Source organism: Methyloligella solikamskensis, from assembly GCF_042676065.1.
Taxonomy (GTDB): domain Bacteria; phylum Pseudomonadota; class Alphaproteobacteria; order Rhizobiales; family Methyloligellaceae; genus Methyloligella; species Methyloligella solikamskensis.
This window is the reverse complement of record NZ_JBHTJO010000001.1, coordinates 135,700-155,016: the sequence shown is the minus strand read 5'-3', so window position 1 is coordinate 155,016 and position 19,317 is coordinate 135,700. Positions and strand designations below refer to the sequence as shown.

Below are 19,317 nucleotides of genomic sequence, written 5' to 3'. Positions count from 1 at the left end.
CTTGCTGCTCCCATCTGCTATTCCCAAGCCGCGCCGGTCAGCAGATCCAGCGGGTACTTGAAATAGCGTCGGCCATTCGCTTCCGGCTCGGGCAGCCGTCCGCCGTTCATGTTCACCTGCAGCGCATGCAGGATCTGCTCGGGCATCGGCAGGGTCGCATCGCGCCCCTCGCGGATCTCGACATATTCCGCCTCGTCCACATCGTGCAGATGCTCGTTCTTCCGCTTCTGCTCGCCAACCGTGCTCTCCCAGAGCGGCGGGCGTCCGCCATGTCGGTAGTCGTGGCCGGTGAACAGCCGCGTCTCGTCGGGCAGCGCCAGGATCGCCTGGATCGACTCCCAAAGCGTCTTCGCGTTGCCGCCGGGGAAGTCGGCCCGCGCCGTGCCGGAATCGGGCATGAAGATCGTGTCATGCACGAAAGCTGCATCGCCGCTCACATAGGTGACGGACGCCAGCGTATGCCCCGGCGAGAACATGACCTTGCCGTCCAGATCGCCGACCTTGAAGGTCTCGCCGTCCTTGAACAGGTGGTCCCACTGAGACCCGTCGGCGGAGAACTCCGGCCAGTTGTAGTAGTCCTTCCAGAGCGTCTGGACGTCGACCACATGCTCGCCGATTCCCGTCGGCGCGCCGGTCTTCTCCTTCAGATACCGGGCGGCGGACAGATGATCCGCATGGGGGTGGGTGTCCAGGATCCACGCGACGGTCAGCCCCTCGCGCTCGATATAGCGGAGGATGTTGTCCGCCTGCTCCGTGGAGAGCTGGCCCGACTTGGGATCGAAATCCAGCACGGGATCGATGATCGCGCACTGCTTCGTCGCCGGGTCCGACACCACGTATTGGGCGCTGCCAGTCCGGTGCTCATAGAAGCCGCGCACGGTCGGTGCTCCCTCGCTGAGGGGCTTGCTCCCGTTATCGTTCAGCCAGGTCTCGGCCAGGGAAAGGTCGAAGCCCAGCCGCTTGCCGAATGCGGCGACCTCGTCCGCGCGCATGCGTCCGTCGACCACCTCGCCGATCGTATAAAGCGCGAGCGCCCGCAGGCCGCTCTTGCAGTGGCCGATAACCGGCCCATCTGAGCCTTCCATCGCTTTCTGGAAATCGCGCACGTCCTCATAGGTGATCGACTTCACGCCGACCGGAACGTGGGCATAGTCCATGCCGGCCTTTTCGGCCGCGCCCTGCTCGTCTTTGGAGCTGGGCTGATCGGACTCTTCCGCCTCGGGGCGGGCATTCACCAGCGTGCGGAAACCTTCATCCGCCAGCGCTTCAAAATCGTCCAACCGCGGCTGCTTGGTGACAGCGAAGCGGTCGGTGACACGAACGTAATCCATGATCTCCTCTCCGAATATCATTATTATATAGTTGCATATAATATATAACTTCGGAGCGTCAAGGACGGTGCGGCGAACTGTCAGCGAGTCGCGATTGGAATCTGTAGAGCGGGCCGCTTCTAGGGAGCGGGGGGTGCCACGTCCTGGGGCGGTGCGAGGTCTTCGTCTCCGCCCATATCGAGATCGTCGCCACCCTCCATGGAGGCGCCGTCATCGGGCTTCGGCGCGTTCGCAATCACCTCGATGGTCCAGGGGACAAGCTCCTTCTGGATCTCGGTGAACTCCTCGTTCAGGACCGGTGCGGCCAGCTTGGCCTCCGGCGCGGAAATCGGCGTGGAGCGCTTGAACTCCTTGGCGCCGATGATCTCGCCGTTCTGGTCCACCACCTTGGCCACGAAGTCGATGGTCGCCATGGACTTGTCGCCCTCCGTCACCACGTCGAAGCGGTGCAGGTCGGTCTCCAGCCTGTAGTCCGCATCGAATATGTCGGTGGACCGGCTCACGGCACCGAGATAACCGGCATTCTCGAAGCTCTTGATCATGGCTTCGTTGATCAGGCTCGGGATGGAATCCGTCCACTGGGCATCGCTCAGGGTCGTGGTCTCCCCGTCGGCCGTGACATTCGAGATGCTCTCCGACGTCATGGAAAGCTGCGCCATGGGATCGGAGACGAGGAGCTGCCAGTCGGGCTCCTCCGCTTCGCCCTCGAAGCCGCTCGCCGCCGCCAGCTCGTACACCTTGACCTTAGGCGCGCCGTCGTCGCCCGCACCGACGAAATCGGAGATGCCGGCGATCATGTCTTCCAGCTTGCTCGAGTTATCCGACAGGGTCTGGGAGAAGTTCTCGAAATTGGTCAGCAGCGTGTGCAGGCTTTTGCGGTTCTCGGTCAGGATCGCATCGGTCTTGCTCAGCACGCCCTGGGCGGCCTGCACGAGGTCGTAGCTGGCGTCGGGCGGCGCGATCAGCACCGGCGGCTTGCCATTCTTCGCTTCCAGCGCCGGGGCATCCTCAGACCCGCCGATCAGGGTCACGGCGCTCGATCCCGTCAGCCCTTGCGCGGCCACGCCGATCTTGGTGTCCTTGCGGACGGGCACATTCTCCTCCACCGCGATCGAGACGATGACGCGCTCCGGCCGCTTCGGATCCAGGGCGAGGCTGGTGACCTCGCCGGCCCGGATGCCGTTGAACAGCACCGGCGATCCCGCATACAGCCCCGAGACCGGGCTTGAGAAGCGGATGTCGTACTCGCTCTTCTTCGAGAACCCGCCCTCGTTCTCGAGCCAGAAGACGAAGGCGAAGACGGCCACGATGGCGGCCAGCATGAAGGTTCCGATCAGGATATAGCGTGCGCGCGTTTCCATAGTTGCCTCACAGTGCGGGCTGTTCACGTTGCGCGGCGAATAGGCTGCCGCGCTGGCCTCGGAAATAGGCTTTCACCCAAGGGTGTTCTTCTTTCAGCATCGTCGAGATCGGCCCATCGGCCACGATCTTGCCGTCGGCAATCGCCGCCACCCGGTCGCAGATCGCATACAGACTCTCAAGATCATGGGTCACCATGAACACGGTCAGCCCCAGGGTCTGCTGCAAAGTCTTGATAAGCTCGTCGAGCTCGCCGGCCGAGATGGGATCGAGGCCGGAGGTCGGCTCGTCGAGGAACATGATCTCCGGATCGATGGAGAGCGCGCGGGCCAGTGCTGCGCGCTTTGTCATGCCGCCGGAAAGCTCGGAGGGGTATTTCTCCGCATCAGCCGCCGTGAGCCCGACCATCTCGAGCTTAGCCATGGCGACCTCGTCCATCAGCTCCTGGGAGATGGCGAGCACCTCGCGCATGAGGAACTGGACGTTCTGCAGGACCGTGAGCGAGGAGAACAGGGCGCCACGCTGAAACAGCACGCCCCAGCGGCGCTCCACCGCCTGCCACTCTTCTTCGGACGCCGTGTCTTGGTCGACGCCGAGCACGCTGACGCTGCCGCGGGTCTTGGTCACCAGGCCAATCAAGGTGCGCAGCAGCACCGACTTACCTGAGCCCGAGGCGCCCACGACGCCCAGGATTTCGCCGCGGTTCACCGAGAGCGACAGCCCGTCGAGGACTTTGTTTCGCCCGAAGCTGACCTCCAGATCCTCAGCAGTGATGACGGATTCAGCCATGGATCAGATGCCTATGGATGCGAAGAAGATGGCGAAGAAGCCGTCCAGCACGATCACCAGGAAGATCGACTTCACCACCGAGATTGTCGTTTGCAGGCCGAGGGATTCCGCCGAGCCTCTGACCTTCAAGGCCTGCGCGCAGGCGACGACGCCGATGGCGAGACCCATGAAGGGGGCCTTGATCATGCCGACCTTGAAATGGTCGACCGTGAGCACGTCGCTGAGGCGGGTGATGAAGATCTCCGGGCTCATCCCGCCATACACCCAGGCCACGATCCCGCCGCCGAGCAGTGCTGCCATGGAGCCGATGAAGGTGAGCACGGGCAGGGCCAGGGTCAGCGCCAGCACCCGGGGCAGCATCAGCACCTCGACCGGGTTGAACCCCATGGTGCGCAAGGCGTCGATCTCCTCGCGCATCATCATGGAGCCAAGCTCTGCGGTGTACGAGCTGCCCGACCGGCCGGCCACCATGATGGCGACGATCAGTACGCCGACTTCGCGCACCACGAGCACGCCGACCAGATCGATGGCGTAATCCTCAGCGCCGAAGCGCCGGAAATGGAACAGCCCTTGCTGAGCGATGATGCCGCCGATCAGAAGCGTGATGAGCACGATGATGGGGATCGCATGCCAGGCGACCCGGTCGAGCTGATTGACGAGAGAGGTGAACCGAAAGGTCCCGATGCGTCCGAGAACCCGGCCACCCGCCGCGGTGAGCGCGCCGAGCATGTTGGCGAACTCCGCCGCATCGTCGAGCACCGAAGCGCCCCCGCGGCCGAACCGTGCCAGCCCGTCCAGAACCAGATTGCCGCGACCAGAAGGCTCCGCCTCGGTCCGGTTGACCTGGCGCATCTCCTCCAAGAGGCCGTGATCCTGCTTCGGCAGCTTCTTGACGGTGAGCTTGCTGCCTTCCGCCTGCCATTCCCGGGTCAGGCGCTCCAGCAGCCAGGCGCCGAAGCTGTCGAACTCCTTCACGCCGCTCATATCGATGGAGATCGCCTTGGCAGCGCCAGCGTCTTCCCGCTGCGCCTCGAGCAGACGCTCAAGCTCGCCGGCATTGCGCGCAGTCCAGGACCCGCCGCCCGTCAGGGCCAGCACGCCATCGTCGAACCGACTTGTCAGTAGAGCTTCGCCGCTCAAGCATGCCTCCCGGAAGCTCGTCCCTCTTCGTCACCGCAAGGTGGGATCGAGTGCTGCTGCCTGCAAGCCCGTGGTTGTCGCATACCTGTTCCGGCAAAGCGAACGCGGACGGCAGCGGATGGATAATAAAGCGTACGTGGTCCCGCCGCCGGAAATTGCGGCGGGGCTCATTTCACTGGCGACCTACGACCGGCTAGTCGTCCTCGTGGCAACCTTCCTGATCGCTCCAGACGAGACCGCGCGGACAGCGCGGCGCCTGAGGCTGTGCCGGCGCCTGCGACACGCAGCGTCCCCCGCGCGGGGTATAGCCCGGGCCGCAATAGCTGATTGCGTTCGACCGCGACATGCATTTGCCGTCGACCTTGATCTGGCCGGAGCGGCAGCCGCTGCGGGGCTTGCTCTTGGGCCGCTTGACCGGCTTCGGCTTGGCGCAGACGGGCGCGGACGCACCGCACCGGTTCAGAACCGCGCAGATCGCATTCTTGCTGCCCTTCAGCTGGAACGTCGCCTGGAAGGGCGGTGCGCTGAAGGAGGCTGTCGATTCCTTGATCAGGTTGAAGACCTCGGCGCCGGCAGGCAGAAAGCCGCCTTGCGCATTCGGGTCCGTTACCGAGATGCTGCCGTCGAGACCTTGATAGTAGGCTGACGCCGCGACGCTGGCGCCGTTGGAATAGTTGATCAGCATCCTGCCGGCAGACGGATCGAAGCCGACGCCGATCGGATTGGAAAGCCCCTGTTTCACCCGTTCTTCGAATTGCGGATAAGCCCCAAGGGGCGACTCTTCCAGGATCGCCATCAGCCGCTTGCCCGGCGTGCAGTAGGTGATGAGTTTCACGCCGTTCGCCTGCACGCTTGCCGCGTAGGTCGGGGTATTCCCCTCGTCCAGCCCGTAGTTGAAGTTTGTCCAGCGGGCCGAACCGGGTCCGAGATCGACGGTGCCCAGCCTTGGGGCGGGCGGTGGAGCAGGCGGTGGCGAAGCCTGTTCCGCTGGCGCAGTGTCTGGCCCGTCCTGATCGCTCAGCCGGCTGATGCGGGCGCGTGCGAGATCCGCCCGAAACCCGGACGGGAAGTTCTTCACGAACGCTTCCCAGGCCTCGACCGTGCCGACATCCTTGGCCTCTTCATAGGCTTCCTTCTCGGTGATGCCGGGCCCGGATTCCTCTGCTGCAGCCGCTTCTTTCGACGCAGCCTCCTCGGCGTATTGCTTGCAGGCCTCGAGGAACTCTTCAATCTTCGGGCCGGCCCCATCCAGATCCAGGGTCTCGGACGGCTTGTCGCCAACCTTGTATTCGATTTCGTCCAGCTCGCTCATGGCGCCCCAAAGTGGGTCGTCCGGCCGGGTATCGATCGTGACGCCGGTAATGCCGACCTCGGCCCGCAGGCCGGAAACGCGCGCTTCTAGGGATTGGTCGTAGGCATCGCCGGTGAACAGCACGTCCACCCGCTCGTTTTCTCGCCGGCCCGACACATCGGCCCCGATGTCCATGGCGATGGGATCCGCGCCCTGGCAAGTGGCTTGGACCTGGAGGTGATCTGTCTCGGGGACACCGAAGCTCAGGCTGGCCGATGGCGGCGTCTCGTCCGCGAACTTATAGACCTGCCATTCCATGTCCTGCGCCCAGGCACTGGAGAGGGTGAGGCCGATCGCTAAAGACAGGAAAACCGCCGCGCGCGCAGCACGACCCAAAAGAATGGAAATCACGACAACCCCCTAGAGACGCCCAATACGCTTTTGAGTATCCCAAGAGCATACAGCCTTTACGGGAGCAGGGTAGCGGGTTCCCACGAGGAGTTGATGTGCCGATACGCGATGGGCCGCCAGATCGTCCGGGCGGCCCATGCAGTTTCGTTCGGCCCTAAGGCCGTAAGTTCAAGAGTGCGAAGCGCCTAGCGGGGGACGCAAGTCCCCTTGCCCGGCTTGTAGCCCGGGCCGCAATAGGCGCGAGCTTCCTCGCGTTCCATGCACTGATTGTCGATGCGGATCTTGCCGAGGCCGCAAGATGGGGCCTCCTCGATCAGCACGCCTTCGGCGCCGCAGGCCGGCACCACCGCCTCGCAGCGGTTCAGCACATCGCAGATCGCCTTCTTGCTGCCGTTCAGCTGGAAGGTCGCCTTGAAGGGCGCTGCCGTGAACGACATGGTGGACTGGGTCAGCATGCTCTGGACCTCCTGCTCGTTCGGCAGGAAGCCGTCCCGGTCCGTCGGCGACGTGACGGAGATGCTGCCGTCGGAAGGCTGGTAGTAGGCCGTGCCGGCGAACTCTGCGCCATTCGGGAAGCTGATGATCATCTTGCCCGCCCCGGGATCGAAGCCCGCGCCGATCGGCGTGGAAAGACCTTCCGCCACCCGCGCGTCATACTGCGGATATGAGCCTGGCTTGCTCTGCTGCACGAACATGATGAGCCGCTTGGCCGGCGTGCAGTAGGTGGTGAGCTTCATGCCCTTGGCGGTCACGCCCGCGGCATAGACAGAAGCGGTGCCCCCTTGAAGCGCCAGATTGTAGTTGGTCCACGCGGCGCTGCCCGGTCCCAGATCGACCGTCTTCATGGTCGGAGCCGGCCCGGTCGGCATGGCGTCGACCTCGCCCTTGCGGCTGAGGCGATTGATGCGGTTACGCGCCATGTCGGCCCGCAGCCCGTTCGGGAAGTTCTTCAGGAAAGCCTCGTAGGCATCGATCGTGTCGACTTCCTTGGCCTCCTTGAAGGCCTGTTTCTCGGTGATGCCCGCTTCGCCTTCGATGCCCTGGATGGGATCTTCGGCGGCTTCCTGCATCGCGTACTTGTCGCAAGTGTCGAGGAAGTCCTTCACCTGCTTGTTGGAGCCGTCCAGCGCCAGCGGCACCGGCGGCTTGCCGCCTGCCGAATAGCTGATCTGCTCTAGCTCGGCCATGGCGACCCAAAGCGGATCGTTGGGACGTGTGTTGAATACGAAGCCGGTGATTTCGCCTTCACCCTGTACGCCGGAAGCCCGTGCCTTGACGGTCTCGGTGTAGGCATTGCCGGTGAACACGACGTCGAGCGGCGCGCCCTCAGGCAGCCCGGCGACATCGGCGGCAAACGCTGTGATGATGGGATCGGAGCCTTCGCAGCTCGCGCGGAACTGCTGATTATCGGTCTTCGGCACGCCGAAGCTCAGCACGGCGGCCGGCGGCGTGATGTCGGTCTTCTTGTAGAAGTCCCACTTCATTTCCTGCGCATGGGCAGGCGCGCCAGCCAGCACGGCGGCCAGCGGCAACGCGACCAGCCAGCTCGCGGCCAGCCATTTACGGGAAAGAGAAAAGTTCTGAAACACGCCCCACACTCCCTATTTGCCCCGGTCTCTGGCCGGGTGGGCCCGAAAAGTCCAGCTATACCAATATCTCGGGGCTTCGGCGAAAAATCTCTGCCTTTAGCCTTTACGCGCCCATACGGGACGTGCGCTTCGAGACGTCATCATTGGAGATCCTCCACCAATACGTGCGCAGCGATCTCCTGGATATGCTCCAGCTTTCCGGTCCCGAGCCCATGGCGGGTGACGTTCAGGGCCCCGGCCGCCGCCGCCATGCGCAGCGCCTCGTCGGGCGGCAGCTCCCGCGCCTCGGCCACGGCGAGCGCCGCCGTCATGGAGTCGCCCGCCCCGCGATGATCCAGAGCCTCGAAGCGCGGCGGTGTCACCCGCACCAGCCGGTCCTCAAGCAGCGCAAGCGCAGGCTGATCGGCACGGGAGACGATGGCGTTGGTCGCGCCGGTGGCCTCCTTTAGCGCCAGCAGACCTTGGGTGACCGATTCCTCGTCTTCCTTTTCGCAGAACCCGGCCCCGATCAGCTCGCTATGGCTCACCTTGAGGAAGGTCACCCCGCCATCCAGCGCCAGAAGCGCCTCTTTCGAGAGATCGGCGACCACGGCCACGCCGTTATGGCTGAGATCGAGAGCGAGCCGCTTGTAGAAATCGGCGATCAGGATGTCCTCTTCGATCACCCCGGTCATCACCACCACGCCGGAATGAATGCCTGCGGTGAGCACCGTGTCGTAGAGATCGTCCGTCTCGTGGCGGTTGAGCGCCCCCGGCGGCATGGTCGCGACGGTCTTCCGCTCGCCGCAGCGCCTGTCATGCACATAGCCGCCGTTCCAGCGCTCTGTCCGAATGGGGCGAAGCTCGATCCCCTCGGCCTCGACCAACGCCCGGACCACCACGCCGGATTCGCCGCCCAGCGGCCCGCACAGGATCGGCCGGCTGCCGAGATTGGCGATCATGCGGGCGACCCAGAACCCCTGGCCCCCGGCATGAAAATAGATCTCGTCGCTCCCCTCCATGCCCCGCTCGATGGTCACGGTGAAGATGGGCCAGGGGGCGAGTACGCAAATATCACGCACGGCGCAGTCCGCTCCGTCATCAAGCTCGGTCACAACGACACCCGATCATGCTGCTTCAGTGAGCCCGGATATCCAAGCCCGACGAAGCGGCGATGACAGCGGGGTCTTAAGGTCCTGAGGATTTTGAGGAGCTGGACTCGCGTTTCGACGTGCCGGTGTCGCCGAGAGAGACGCTGAGCGAACCGTCGCTTTCCAATACGACGGTCTGGGCATCGGTCACCTCGTGCCCGCCGGTGGACCGGATCGCGCTCAGCACCTCGTCGGTGGTGATCCGCTCGCTCTTCATCGTGCCGAGGCAGAAGGCGCCCTGATGCACCAAAAGAGCCGGGTCTGAGCGAATGAGGTCGGCAATTCCGTGCCATCTGACCGACACGAAAGTCACCAGGGCCTGCAGTCCGATCAGCACGGCAAGCGCCGTCGCCCCTTCCGACAGCGAGACTTTCTCCGTCAACAGGATCGAGGCCAAAATCGAGCCCAACGCCACGGTGACCACGAGATCGAAGGCGTTCAGCTTCGCCAGCGTACGCTTGCCGGAGATGCGCAGGAAGACGACGAGGGTGATATAGGCGAGCACGCCCACCACGAGGGTCCGTCCGATATCTGCCCAGCCTTGAAAGAATATCGCCGACCAATCCATGGCAGACTAGCGCTTGCGGAGACTGATCGGTTCCATCGATGGAGCCCTAGACCACGGCCATGAGCGAAGGCGAGTCGGGTAAGCCCGTCAAAAGTCGCGCCAAAGTATCTTCCGATTGAATGCCCGGCACCTCGTCGCACCACACTCTGAAGAGCTTCAACTCATAGTCCCCGAAGGCCGTAATCATGGCGACATCGGCGGCGTCACGGCCCCGCACCATGAGGACGCGCCCGATCCGGGGCGTGTTGTAGCGTGCATCGAAAGTGTGCCAGCGGTCCCCGAGGAAGACCTCGAACCAGGCACAGAAATCTCCCGGGCCGCTCGGCGGCACGCCGATATCGCCGAGGTAGCCCGACGCGTAGCGGGCCGGGATGTTCATGGCCCTGCACAAGCCGATCGCGAGCTGAGCGAAATCGCGGCACACGCCGGTCCGCTCCAGAAGCGCGTGATTGGCCGTCTTGGTGGGCCGGCCGAATTGGTAGCCGAAGGTCAGATGGTTATGGACCCAGTCACAGATCGCCTGCACCCGCGGCCAACCCGGCTGGGTCTGACCGAAAAGTTGCCAGGCCCGGTCGCCTAGCTCGTCGACCTCGCAATAGCGGCTGGCGGTAATATAGGAGAGTGTATCCGGTGGCAGCTCCGCGACTTCCAGCTGCCGCGCGGTAGGGTTCACCGGGTCCGGTTCGCCGTTGTCCTCGACGATGAAATCGGTTGAGAGCGTGATCCGCCCGCCAGGCGCCACGAGCCGGGTGCGACGATTTCCGAACTCGTCAAGATACTCCTCAAGCGGAACGGATGGGTGCGCCCGGAGTTGATCGGACCCGATCACGCGGTTGTCGTAGCTGGAGTGCGGGCTGAGGGCCAAAAGCAACGGCGTGCTGGGTGAACAATCCAGAACGATTTCAAAGCCGACACGAATGTACATGGGCGTATTCCGCCTCTCCAATTGTTGGCGGCCAAGGGGCCGCGAAAGAATCGATCCTATATTGACTAACGAACAACAAGGGACCTTTGGTCCATTGATGGCAGTTCAACGATTATGAGAAATCTCCGCATTACCCATCGGACACGCTATCGCTACGACAGGCCAGTCGAGTTCGGACCCCACCGCCTGTTGATCCGTCCCCGCGATGCTCATGACATGCGGATACTGGATTCCCGCCTGGCGGTTTCTCCGCCCGCAGAAGTCAGTTGGCATTTCGACACGTTCGGAAACTCGGTTGCACTGCTTTCGTTTCACCATGCGGCGGAAGAATTGTTTATTGGAAGCGAACTTGTGCTGCGGCGCTACGTGTTCGACGAACCCGAGCTGCAGATCGAGGAGCATGCTTCCACCTATCCGTTTCGCTACGATCCCGACGACAGCATCGACCTCTCGCCGTTTCTCTTCGTGCAGGTTGCCCAGGACAGGCCTGCCATCGAGCATTGGATTCGCACCGTGATGCCCGTCTTGCCGGAGCGCACGATGCAATTGCTCCATCAGTTGAGTGGCGCCATTCACGCCGAATTGGATTACCAACGCCGCGAGGAGCATGGGGTTCAAACGCCGGCCCAAACGCTGGAGGCCGGAAGCGGAACCTGTCGTGATTACGCTTTTCTCTTCATGGAAGCGGTGCGCACGCTCGGCTTTGCGGCCCGCTTCGTGACAGGCTACCTCTACGATGCCGCCGCAGAAGGCGGAGAGAGCCAGCTCGTCGGCGGTGGCGCCACCCACGCTTGGGCTGAAATATTCGTGCCGGGCGCCGGCTGGGTTGAGTTCGATCCGACCAACCAGATCGTCCGCGGTCGCGACCTGGTCCGCGTTGCTACGACCCGCACCCCCGACCAGGCCCTTCCTGTCAGCGGATACTATCGCGGTCCCGCGGAGGCCTTCGTGAGCATGGATGTCGAAGTCTCGGTCACCCGGACCGACGATGAGCCGGGCGAGGAGCGAAGTGTCGTTCAAGTCGGCGTCGCCTAGAGCCGTCAGTCTCACGTAAGCCCGAGGCGGGCCGCCAGACCATTCGCGTCCCGCGGCGCCTTCACCTTCATGTCGTTGTCGAAATAGACATAGACGTCGCGGCCTGATGGCCGCTTGTCAGCGCGGCCGCCGACCCGTTCTGCGTCTTGCGGCTCGCCGCCCTTCGCCCAGCGGTCCACCCGCCGGGCCCAATCGTCCAGCGCGCCGTCGTCATAGCCCGAGGCGTAGAGCTCCTCCGAGCCGTGCAGGCGGCAATAGACGAAGTCCGACGTCAGATCCATCAGCCGCGGCCAGTCCACCGTATCGGCGCAGACCAGGGCGATATCGTATTTCCGCAGAAGGTCGATGAAGGCCTCGTCCCGGAAGCTGTCGTGGCGGATCTCCACCGCATGGCGCATCTTCCGTTTCGCATCCGTCTGAAGCCAGACCTGCTCCGGACCCTTGATCTTGTCGTCATGCTCCTTGGCGAGCTCGGCCGCCGCTTCGGTGTCATGAGGCAGCATCTGAAAGAAGCTCTCGAAGCGCTCCGGATCGAATTTCATGCGCGGCGGAAACTGCCAGAGGATCGGGCCCAGCTTCTTCTCAAGCCGTAGCACGCCGGATGCCATGAAGTTGGCCAGCGGCTTTTCCACGTCCTTGAGACGCTTCATATGGGTGATGTAGCGCGGCCCCTTCAGCGAGAAGACGAACCCGTCCGGCGTGCGCTGCCGCCAGCTCAAGAAGCTCGACGGCCGTTGCATGGAATAGAACGTGCCGTTGATCTCGATGGTCCGGAACTGCTCCGAAGCGTATTCCAGCTCCCGCTTCTGGGGCAACCCTTCTGGATAGAACACTCCGCGCCACGGCTTATAGTTCCAGCCCGAGATCCCGATGCGGATGGTCCCTTTGCGGCTCAATCAATCCCCCGGCCGAACAGCCTGTTTCTCTCATCGCGCTCTGTCATGGTCGGATAACTCGATTTTGAGCCTTTCCGTTCGCTGCGATCTAACGATGTTTCGGGTAGACCGGAGCGCACACCCATTTCGATCGGACCCGAGGAGCGCCATCGATGAAGACGACGAAGACTCTCGCAACCTATCTCGCGGCCGGCCTGCTGGCTGCCGCCACCGTCGCGCCGCCGGCCGCCGCCTGCACCCGTGCCGTCTATATCGGCCAGGACGGCACCGTGATCACCGGCCGTAGCATGGACTGGAAAGAGGACATGCAAACCGATCTCTGGATATTTCCCAGGGGCGTCGAGCGGAACGGGGGCGCAGGGCCGGACTCCCCGACCTGGACGTCGAAATACGGCAGCGTCATCGCCTCGGCCTACAACATCGCTAGCGCCGACGGCATGAACGAGAAGGGCCTCGTCGCCAATCTTCTCTACCTCGCCGAGTCCCAATACGGCGACGACACCGAGCACCCGCCCATGGCCATCAGCTTCTGGGCCCAATACGTGCTGGACAATTTCGCGACCGTCTCCGAGGCCGTCCAGAATCTGGAGGCGCATCCCTTGCGGATCGTGACCGCCGATCTGCCCAACGGCTCCCCGGCCACTCTCCATCTGTCCATCTCCGATCCGAGCGGCGATTCGGCGATTTTCGAATATGTGGATGGCAAGCTCGTGGTCCATCACGGCAAGCAGTACAACGTGATGACCAATTCGCCGGTCTACAGTCAGCAGATCGCCCTCAACGATTACTGGAAGACCGTGGGCGGCATGGCCTTCCTGCCGGGCACCAACCGCGCCGCGGACCGCTATGTGCGGGCGTCGTTCCTGATGGATGCGGTGACTAAGAAGCTCGCCAAGAACTACATCGCCGACGTGCCGAACCAGACCTACGCCAACCAGGCGGTAGCTCAGACCATTTCGGTGATCCGCGGCGTCAGCGTGCCGCTGGGCATCACCACGCCGGACCAGCCCAATATCGCGTCCACCATCTGGCGCACGGCGTCGGACCAGAAGAACCTGGTCTACTTCTTCGATTCCGCCACCACGCCGAACGCCTTCTGGGTGCGCTTGTCGGAGATCGATTTCTCCAAGGAGGCAGGCTTCAGGAAGTTGCCCGTCGCCGGCGGCCACTACTATGCTGGCGACGCGACCGATCATTTCGAGAAGGCTACGCCCTTCAAGTTCATGACCGTTCCCGGCAGCTGATCGCCGAAAGCTGAAGCCGTGTCGGCCTCGAAGCGGCGTGCCAAGCGCAGCGCTTCGAGGCCGGCGCTGCGCTAGGCGCTTAGAGCGGTGGGGTTTTGGTTTGCCTGATGGGCTGCCCAGATCGATCGCACGTGGTCGCTGAGCTGCAGCGGGTTGAACGGCTTCACGATCACCTCCATCACCCCGCATTCCCGGTAATGCTCCTGCTCATGAGATTGCGCCTTGGCGGTCATGAAGACCACGGGCACGTCCGCCCCTTCGGGCATGGCGCGGATGACCTCCAGCACCTCCAGCCCGCTGATGTCCGGCAGCATGACGTCGAACAGGCAGAGCTGCGGCTTGAACGTGGCGAAGCTATCGATCGCCTCCTGTCCCGTGGCGCAATGCTTCACCAAGAAGCCGCCCAGGTCTTCCAGAGCCATCAAGCCGATCTCGGCGATCTCCCCGACATCCTCGAGATAAAGAATGCGCTTCAGTTCCTCAGGCACTTCTCCGTTCCTCCATGGCTGAGGCCTCGATGAGGGGAAGCCGGACATCGAACGTGGTGCCTTTGCCCTCTTCCGTGGTGAAGCTGATCCTGCCGCCGAAGGCATCGACCAGGGTCTTGGTGATGTAAAGCCCGAGACCGCTGCTGCCCTTCTTCTGAGCGCCCGAGGTGTCCGCCCGGGTGAACCGCTCAAACACGTCCTTCTCGAACTCCTTCGGGATGCCTGGTCCGTGATCGGTGACAGAGACGGAGACCCGTCCCGGCGCGCATTGGTGGATCCGAACGTCCACCGCATCGCCGGGGTTGGTGTATTTTGCGGCATTGGAGAGAAGGTTCACCATCGCCTGCTCGAAACGGTCCGCATCGGCTTCGACAATCGCGCTCTCCAGCGTGCTCTCAAAGGTGAAGTGGACGGAATGGCGGTCCGCGAGCGGCTCCGCCCGGGCGACCACCTCCGGCACGAGCGTGACCAGGTCGATTTCCTCCATACGGTAGTCGAGCTTGCCGGCCTGGATCTTCTCGACATCCAGAATGTCGTTCACGAGACGACTCAAACGCTCCGCCCCCGTCTGGGCCAACTCGATCAGCCGTGCGCTCTTTTCATCCAGCTTCCCGGCCGCCTTCACCTGCAGAAGGCTCAACGACCCCGCGATAGAGGTGAGTGGGGTGCGCAGCTCGTGGTTCACGGTGGAGACGAACTCGTTCTTCATCCTCTCCACCTTCTTGCGTTCGCTGACGTCGCGCACGATGCCGCAATAAAGCTCGCGGTCCTTCACCCGCAGCTTGCTCACCGAGAGCTCCGCTTCGAAGGTCGATCCATCGTCCCGTCGCGCCGGAACCTCGACCGCCATACGGCCGGCCCGTCTCTGCAGGCCGCCGGGGAGCAACTCGGCCACGTCACGACCGGTTATGCGCTGTCCGGAATAGCCGAACAGGGCCTTGCAGGCCGGGTTCGACATTTCGATCTTGCCGTTCTCGTCCGTCACGACGAGGCCGTCGGCGACATTGTCGATGATGGCGCGGATCTTTGCCTCGCTCTCGACCAGCTCGCCAGTCATATCCTGGAAGGCGCGGGCCAGGGCGCCGATCTCATCGGGCTGGCGTACGGGAAGGCGCAGATCCGTCCTGCCTTCTCCGAACCTCTCGACCTCCTCGGTCATCTCCTCCAGAGGCTGGGTCAGGCGACGAGCGAGCCAGAACGCTGCGGTGCATGTGATCAACAACAGCGCAAGGCCCAACAGGATGCTGTCGCGGTTTGCCGCGTAGGCGGGCGCCAAAAGTTCTGTCTTGGAGACACGGGTGAGCACATCGAGGACGAGGTTCTTGCGCGCCAGGTCGATCACCGTCTGCGCACCGAAGAAGGCGTAGTTGCCGTCGCGGATCAGCCCGCGCTCGTCCGCCACTGCATCGGCGGCGAGCGCTACCGGTTTCGCGTAGCCCGGATCGAAGTGGAAGTAGAGATCGCTCGGGCCGCGCTCGGGATCGTAGACGATGTAGTCGCCCACGGAGTTCGCAACGATCGTGTAGCTAGTGGGCTGCGCCGCTTTGAGTGCCTCCCGCATCAGGATTTCGTAATCGGCATTGATGACGATGACGCCGAACCGCTCCCCGTCCTTGTCGAAGATCGGATAGAGCCCGCGGATGTTGGGCCGGCCATCCTCTTCCTCCCGGCCGAAATCCCAACGGATCGTGACGTCCGAGAAGCTCCATTCGCCGGGCGACAAGGTGAGGCCCAGCTTGACGAAGGGCCGGTGCCCCTTGGTCTGGAGCTTGTCTTCCTCGACCACTTCGAACTCGTCGGGCCGGCGGTTCACCCGCACGATCTCCCGGGCGCCGTTCGCCATGCCGATGAAGCGGATCTGGGAATAGGCGGGACGCACCTGGAGCATCGAGGAGAAGATGGTCGCCAGCCGCGCCTTCCAGGTCTCTAGCTTCGATCCGTCGAGCGGATCCACCCCGCCGGAGCGCCCGGCGCGGATGATCCCTTCGATCGGCGGGGTCAGGGAGAGGATCGATGTGTCGGCCTGCATGTTGCGCAGGGATTCCGACAGCTTCTCGGCGACCAGCTTGGTCTCGCCCGCGAGCTTGGCCGCGCCGAGATCCTCCGCCAGGTTGGCCGACCGGCGATAGGTGGCCACGCCCATGGCCACCGAGGCGAGCATCGCAATGCCGAGCGCCATGAGGACGATCTTGTTGCGCAAGCTCGTTCTGAGCATCCCAGGCTTCGGCTGCACCCGAGCGGTCTTTCTCATCGACGAAATCCTGAAAGACGCTCCTTGCGGGCGCGTCAAATTAACCAACAGGTTGTAAGGAGGGAGTCTCTACCGCTGGTAAATCACCCACCATCAATTGTTTGGGATTTGAGAGGCTCCTGAAGCCAGACTCCAGAGGTGCGAAGGGATGGAAATTCCGGCGCCCCCCAGGATTCCGCAAACCTGTACCTGTCTCCCATGAGGCCGCGAAGCTATGCTCCCCGCCATGCACGATCTCCTGAGCCGGCTCGGTCTCAAGTTTCCCATCTTTCAGGCGCCCATGGCGGGCACCGCCACCCCGAAAATGGCGGCCGCCGTGTCCGAATCTGGTGGGCTGGGGTCGGTCGGGCTGGCGAGCGCGGGCCCCGATGGCGCGAAGGAGATGATCGTGGCCATCCGTGCCGCGTCCAACCGGCCCTTCAACGTCAATCTCTTCTGTCATCGTCCCGCCACGCCAAATCCGGCGCGCGAATCCGCCTGGCTGGACCGGTTGCGCCCGTCCTTCGAAAGTTTCGGTTCCGAACCGCCGGCAGCCTTGCGGGAAATCAATACGAGCTTCCTGATCGACGAGGCCATGCTCGATGTGCTGCTGGAGCAGCGCCCGCCGGTCATCAGCTTTCATCTCGGCCTGCCGCAGCCGGAGAAGGTGGCAGCGCTCAAGAAGACGGGCGCAATCCTCGTCGCCAGCGCCACCAATCTCGCCGAAGGCGAAGCCGCGGTCGCCGCGGGCATGGACGCCGTTGTGGCCCAGGGCTACGAGGCCGGCGGGCATCGCGGCATCTTCGATCCGGAGCGGGAAGACACCAGGCTCGGCACCTTCGCGCTGACGCGCCTCCTGGTGGAGAAGTTGCCCATCCCCGTGATTGCTGCGGGCGGCATCATGGATGGGGCGGGCATTGCAGCAGCACTCGATCTCGGTGCCGTCGCCGCCCAGCTCGGCACTGCCTTCATCGGCTGCCCGGAATCCGCCGCCGACGAAGGCTACCGGAAGGCCCTCCAGAGCGACGCGGCCTATCGCACCGAAATGATCGCGTCCATCTCAGGCCGTCCTGCCCGCTGTCTTGCGAATCACTTCACCGTCCTGGCGTCTAAGCTGGGAGACGGCATCCCCGACTATCCGATCGCCTACGACGCCGCGAAAGCCTTGAACGCCGCAGCGAAAGCCGCCGGAGAGACCGGTTTCGGCCCGCAATGGGCCGGACAGGGCGCGCCGCTCGCCCGGCCCATGCCGGCCGCCGCGCTGGTCGCTCGCCTTGGCGAGGAATGGCGTGCGGCTGTTGCCACATCCCGACCATGATCTTTTCGTGTTACCGGGGGCCATGGATGGAATCGAAGGACGAATCGCGTGGAAGGCGGACGGCGAGCCGCTTGAACTGGGCCTCACCCGCTATGGCCAGGGTCCGACCCTGCTCATGCTGCCGGCGCTGAGCTCCATCTCCACAAGGCGAGAGCTTTGGGGGCTGCAGCAGCAACTCGGGGAGGCTTTTTCGACCATTGCGGTCGACTGGCCGGGCTTCGGCGATCTGCCCCGGCCGAAGGTGGACTGGCGGCCGGCCCATTACCGGAAATTCCTGCGCTTCCTCGCCACCGAATACGAGCCGGCGGCTACGATCGCGGCAGGCCATGGCGCCGGATATGCCATCGGTCAGGCGGCCGAGGCGTCCGGCAGCCTGGGCAAGCTGGCGCTGCTCTCACCCACATGGCGCGGGCCGCTCCCCACTATGGCGGGCAAGCGCATGGGCCTATTCCGCAGCCTCGCCCGCGCCGTCGACCTGCCCGGGATCGGCGCGGGCGTCTATCGCCTCAACGTCAACAAACCCGTGATCGGCATGATGGCGCGCGGCCATGTCTATCGCGATCCGGACTGGCTGACCGAAGAGCGCATGTGGGAGAAGCGGCGTGTAACGGAAGCGCCCGGCGCCCGCTACGCATCGCTACGCTTCGTGGCCGGCGAGCTCGACCCGTTCCCCGATCAGCGGAGCTTCTTCACCGCGGGGAGCAAGGCGGGCGAGAACATCTTGCTGCTCTACGCCCACGATGCGCCACGGAAATCCAAGGCCGAGATGCAGCTTCTGGCGTCGCTCGACAACGTGCAGGGGCTGGAGCTCTCCAGCGGCAAGCTTTCCTTCTACGAGGAATTTCCCGACGTGACGGCCCAGGCGATCCTGAGCTGGCTCGGCAAGGACGGCGCGGACGAAAGCACATCGCAACCCGAGAGTGCCGACTGACGGCGCGCTCCCTCAGTCCGAGGAAGACGCCGTCGCGACCGACTGCCGGCACTGCCCCGGCAGGTTCTGATAGTGAACGCTTTTCAGGCTGGCTTCCTTCCAGCCCGGACCGCTCGCCCCCGGATTGTACTTGTAGAGCTCGATGACGATGGGCTCGCTATGCTTGCCTGAGAGTGAGGTGTCGTTGACCTCGATGTCGGCATAGAGCCGCTTCGGCTCCGTCGAAGGATCGAACTGCCAAACGGGATAGGGCGGCTCTTTCACATCGACCGTTCGCTCCCGGCCGTTGAACAGCGAGACGTAAAGCTGCTCGAAGCGCGGGCGGCCCACCTCGTCTTCGACGTTGAACACGAACTCCAGATGAGGCCGCGACGCCACGAACTTGTAGAAGACGCAGTTGAGCTGGGGTGGGCCCGCGGCCGCCAAGTTTTCGCTCGCTTCCGGGATCGATGAGAAGAGGCTGTCATCGCCGCGCCCCCACCAGACGAAGAGCAGGGCGGCGGCGCCGAGAATCACGATGCCCGCAATGATGCTGTTCCTGAGACCTGCCATGCCGCGTTTTGCCTCCCCGCGCTCACGCCCGAACCGTGCCATGGTACCAACCAACGCGAAACGAAATCCGATGGATGTCTGCCATTTTCC

At 63.7% G+C, this 19,317-nt stretch carries 17 protein-coding genes; 4 read left to right on the top strand and 13 right to left on the bottom strand.

What is annotated here, in order from left to right:
- Window positions 1–17 precede the first annotated feature (17 nt).
- The 9 genes from blh to ACFQ2F_RS00685 all read right to left on the bottom strand — a co-directional run bounded on the left by blh (window position 18) and on the right by ACFQ2F_RS00685 (window position 10,533).
- Window positions 18–1,331, bottom strand: coding sequence for a bifunctional sulfur transferase/dioxygenase Blh (blh, locus tag ACFQ2F_RS00725; RefSeq protein WP_379084235.1), 1,314 nt, complete (start codon window positions 1,329–1,331; stop codon window positions 18–20).
- Between the two features lie 119 nt (window positions 1,332–1,450).
- Window positions 1,451–2,692 carry an ABC-type transport auxiliary lipoprotein family protein gene (locus ACFQ2F_RS00720; protein ID WP_379084232.1) on the bottom strand — a complete coding sequence of 414 codons (1,242 nt, stop codon included), beginning with the start codon at window positions 2,690–2,692 and terminating at the stop codon, window positions 1,451–1,453.
- A gap of 7 nt (window positions 2,693–2,699) precedes the next feature.
- Window positions 2,700–3,479, bottom strand: coding sequence for an ABC transporter ATP-binding protein (locus tag ACFQ2F_RS00715; protein WP_379084229.1), 780 nt, complete (start codon window positions 3,477–3,479; stop codon window positions 2,700–2,702).
- Window positions 3,480–3,482: 3 nt separating this feature from the next.
- Window positions 3,483–4,619 (bottom strand): ABC transporter permease, encoded by a 1,137-nt coding sequence (locus ACFQ2F_RS00710; protein ID WP_379084226.1) that lies wholly within the window; start codon window positions 4,617–4,619, stop codon window positions 3,483–3,485.
- A gap of 193 nt (window positions 4,620–4,812) precedes the next feature.
- A complete protein-coding gene (locus tag ACFQ2F_RS00705) occupies window positions 4,813–6,321 on the bottom strand; it encodes a hypothetical protein (protein ID WP_379084224.1) in 1,509 nt (502 codons plus the stop codon).
- A 185-nt stretch (window positions 6,322–6,506) separates the two neighbouring features.
- The gene (locus tag ACFQ2F_RS00700; protein WP_379084221.1) at window positions 6,507–7,910 is read right to left on the bottom strand and encodes a hypothetical protein; all 1,404 of its coding nucleotides are present in this window, start codon (window positions 7,908–7,910) and stop codon (window positions 6,507–6,509) included.
- 140 nt (window positions 7,911–8,050) lie between these two features.
- The gene (locus ACFQ2F_RS00695; protein ID WP_379084218.1) at window positions 8,051–8,971 is read right to left on the bottom strand and encodes a PfkB family carbohydrate kinase; all 921 of its coding nucleotides are present in this window, start codon (window positions 8,969–8,971) and stop codon (window positions 8,051–8,053) included.
- 106 nt (window positions 8,972–9,077) lie between these two features.
- A complete protein-coding gene (locus ACFQ2F_RS00690; protein ID WP_379084215.1) occupies window positions 9,078–9,608 on the bottom strand; it encodes a DUF421 domain-containing protein in 531 nt (176 codons plus the stop codon).
- Window positions 9,609–9,654: 46 nt separating this feature from the next.
- Entirely contained in the window at window positions 9,655–10,533 is an 879-nt protein-coding gene (locus ACFQ2F_RS00685) for a transglutaminase-like domain-containing protein (protein WP_379084212.1), read from the bottom strand.
- Between the two features lie 114 nt (window positions 10,534–10,647).
- Here ACFQ2F_RS00685 and ACFQ2F_RS00680 point away from each other — a divergent pair, with 114 nt between their 5' ends.
- Entirely contained in the window at window positions 10,648–11,568 is a 921-nt protein-coding gene (locus tag ACFQ2F_RS00680) for a transglutaminase family protein (RefSeq protein ID WP_379084209.1), read from the top strand.
- Between the two features lie 11 nt (window positions 11,569–11,579).
- Here ACFQ2F_RS00680 and ACFQ2F_RS00675 read toward each other — a convergent pair whose 3' ends face one another.
- Window positions 11,580–12,464, bottom strand: a complete 885-nt coding sequence (locus ACFQ2F_RS00675) for a DUF72 domain-containing protein (RefSeq protein ID WP_379084206.1) — start codon at window positions 12,462–12,464, stop codon at window positions 11,580–11,582.
- Between the two features lie 152 nt (window positions 12,465–12,616).
- On the opposite strand from ACFQ2F_RS00675, the gene ACFQ2F_RS00670 reads away from it, so the two are divergent.
- Entirely contained in the window at window positions 12,617–13,708 is a 1,092-nt protein-coding gene (locus ACFQ2F_RS00670; RefSeq protein ID WP_379084204.1) for a linear amide C-N hydrolase, read from the top strand.
- A gap of 71 nt (window positions 13,709–13,779) precedes the next feature.
- Here the strand turns inward: ACFQ2F_RS00670 and ACFQ2F_RS00665 are convergent, their stop codons facing one another.
- Together ACFQ2F_RS00665 and ACFQ2F_RS00660 are read right to left on the bottom strand one after the other, a co-directional pair.
- Window positions 13,780–14,196, bottom strand: a complete 417-nt coding sequence (locus ACFQ2F_RS00665; protein ID WP_379084201.1) for a response regulator — start codon at window positions 14,194–14,196, stop codon at window positions 13,780–13,782.
- The gene (locus tag ACFQ2F_RS00660; RefSeq protein WP_379084198.1) at window positions 14,189–16,447 is read right to left on the bottom strand and encodes an ATP-binding protein; all 2,259 of its coding nucleotides are present in this window, start codon (window positions 16,445–16,447) and stop codon (window positions 14,189–14,191) included. Before ACFQ2F_RS00660 ends, ACFQ2F_RS00665 begins: the two co-directional genes overlap by 8 nt.
- 226 nt (window positions 16,448–16,673) lie before the next feature.
- On the opposite strand from ACFQ2F_RS00660, the gene ACFQ2F_RS00655 reads away from it, so the two are divergent.
- The gene (locus ACFQ2F_RS00655; RefSeq protein ID WP_379084195.1) at window positions 16,674–17,744 is read left to right on the top strand and encodes an NAD(P)H-dependent flavin oxidoreductase; all 1,071 of its coding nucleotides are present in this window, start codon (window positions 16,674–16,676) and stop codon (window positions 17,742–17,744) included.
- A gap of 22 nt (window positions 17,745–17,766) precedes the next feature.
- Window positions 17,767–18,675, top strand: a complete 909-nt coding sequence (locus tag ACFQ2F_RS00650) for an alpha/beta fold hydrolase (RefSeq protein ID WP_379084192.1) — start codon at window positions 17,767–17,769, stop codon at window positions 18,673–18,675.
- A gap of 12 nt (window positions 18,676–18,687) precedes the next feature.
- Here the strand turns inward: ACFQ2F_RS00650 and ACFQ2F_RS00645 are convergent, their stop codons facing one another.
- A complete protein-coding gene (locus tag ACFQ2F_RS00645; protein ID WP_379084189.1) occupies window positions 18,688–19,227 on the bottom strand; it encodes a hypothetical protein in 540 nt (179 codons plus the stop codon).
- Window positions 19,228–19,317 lie beyond the last annotated feature (90 nt).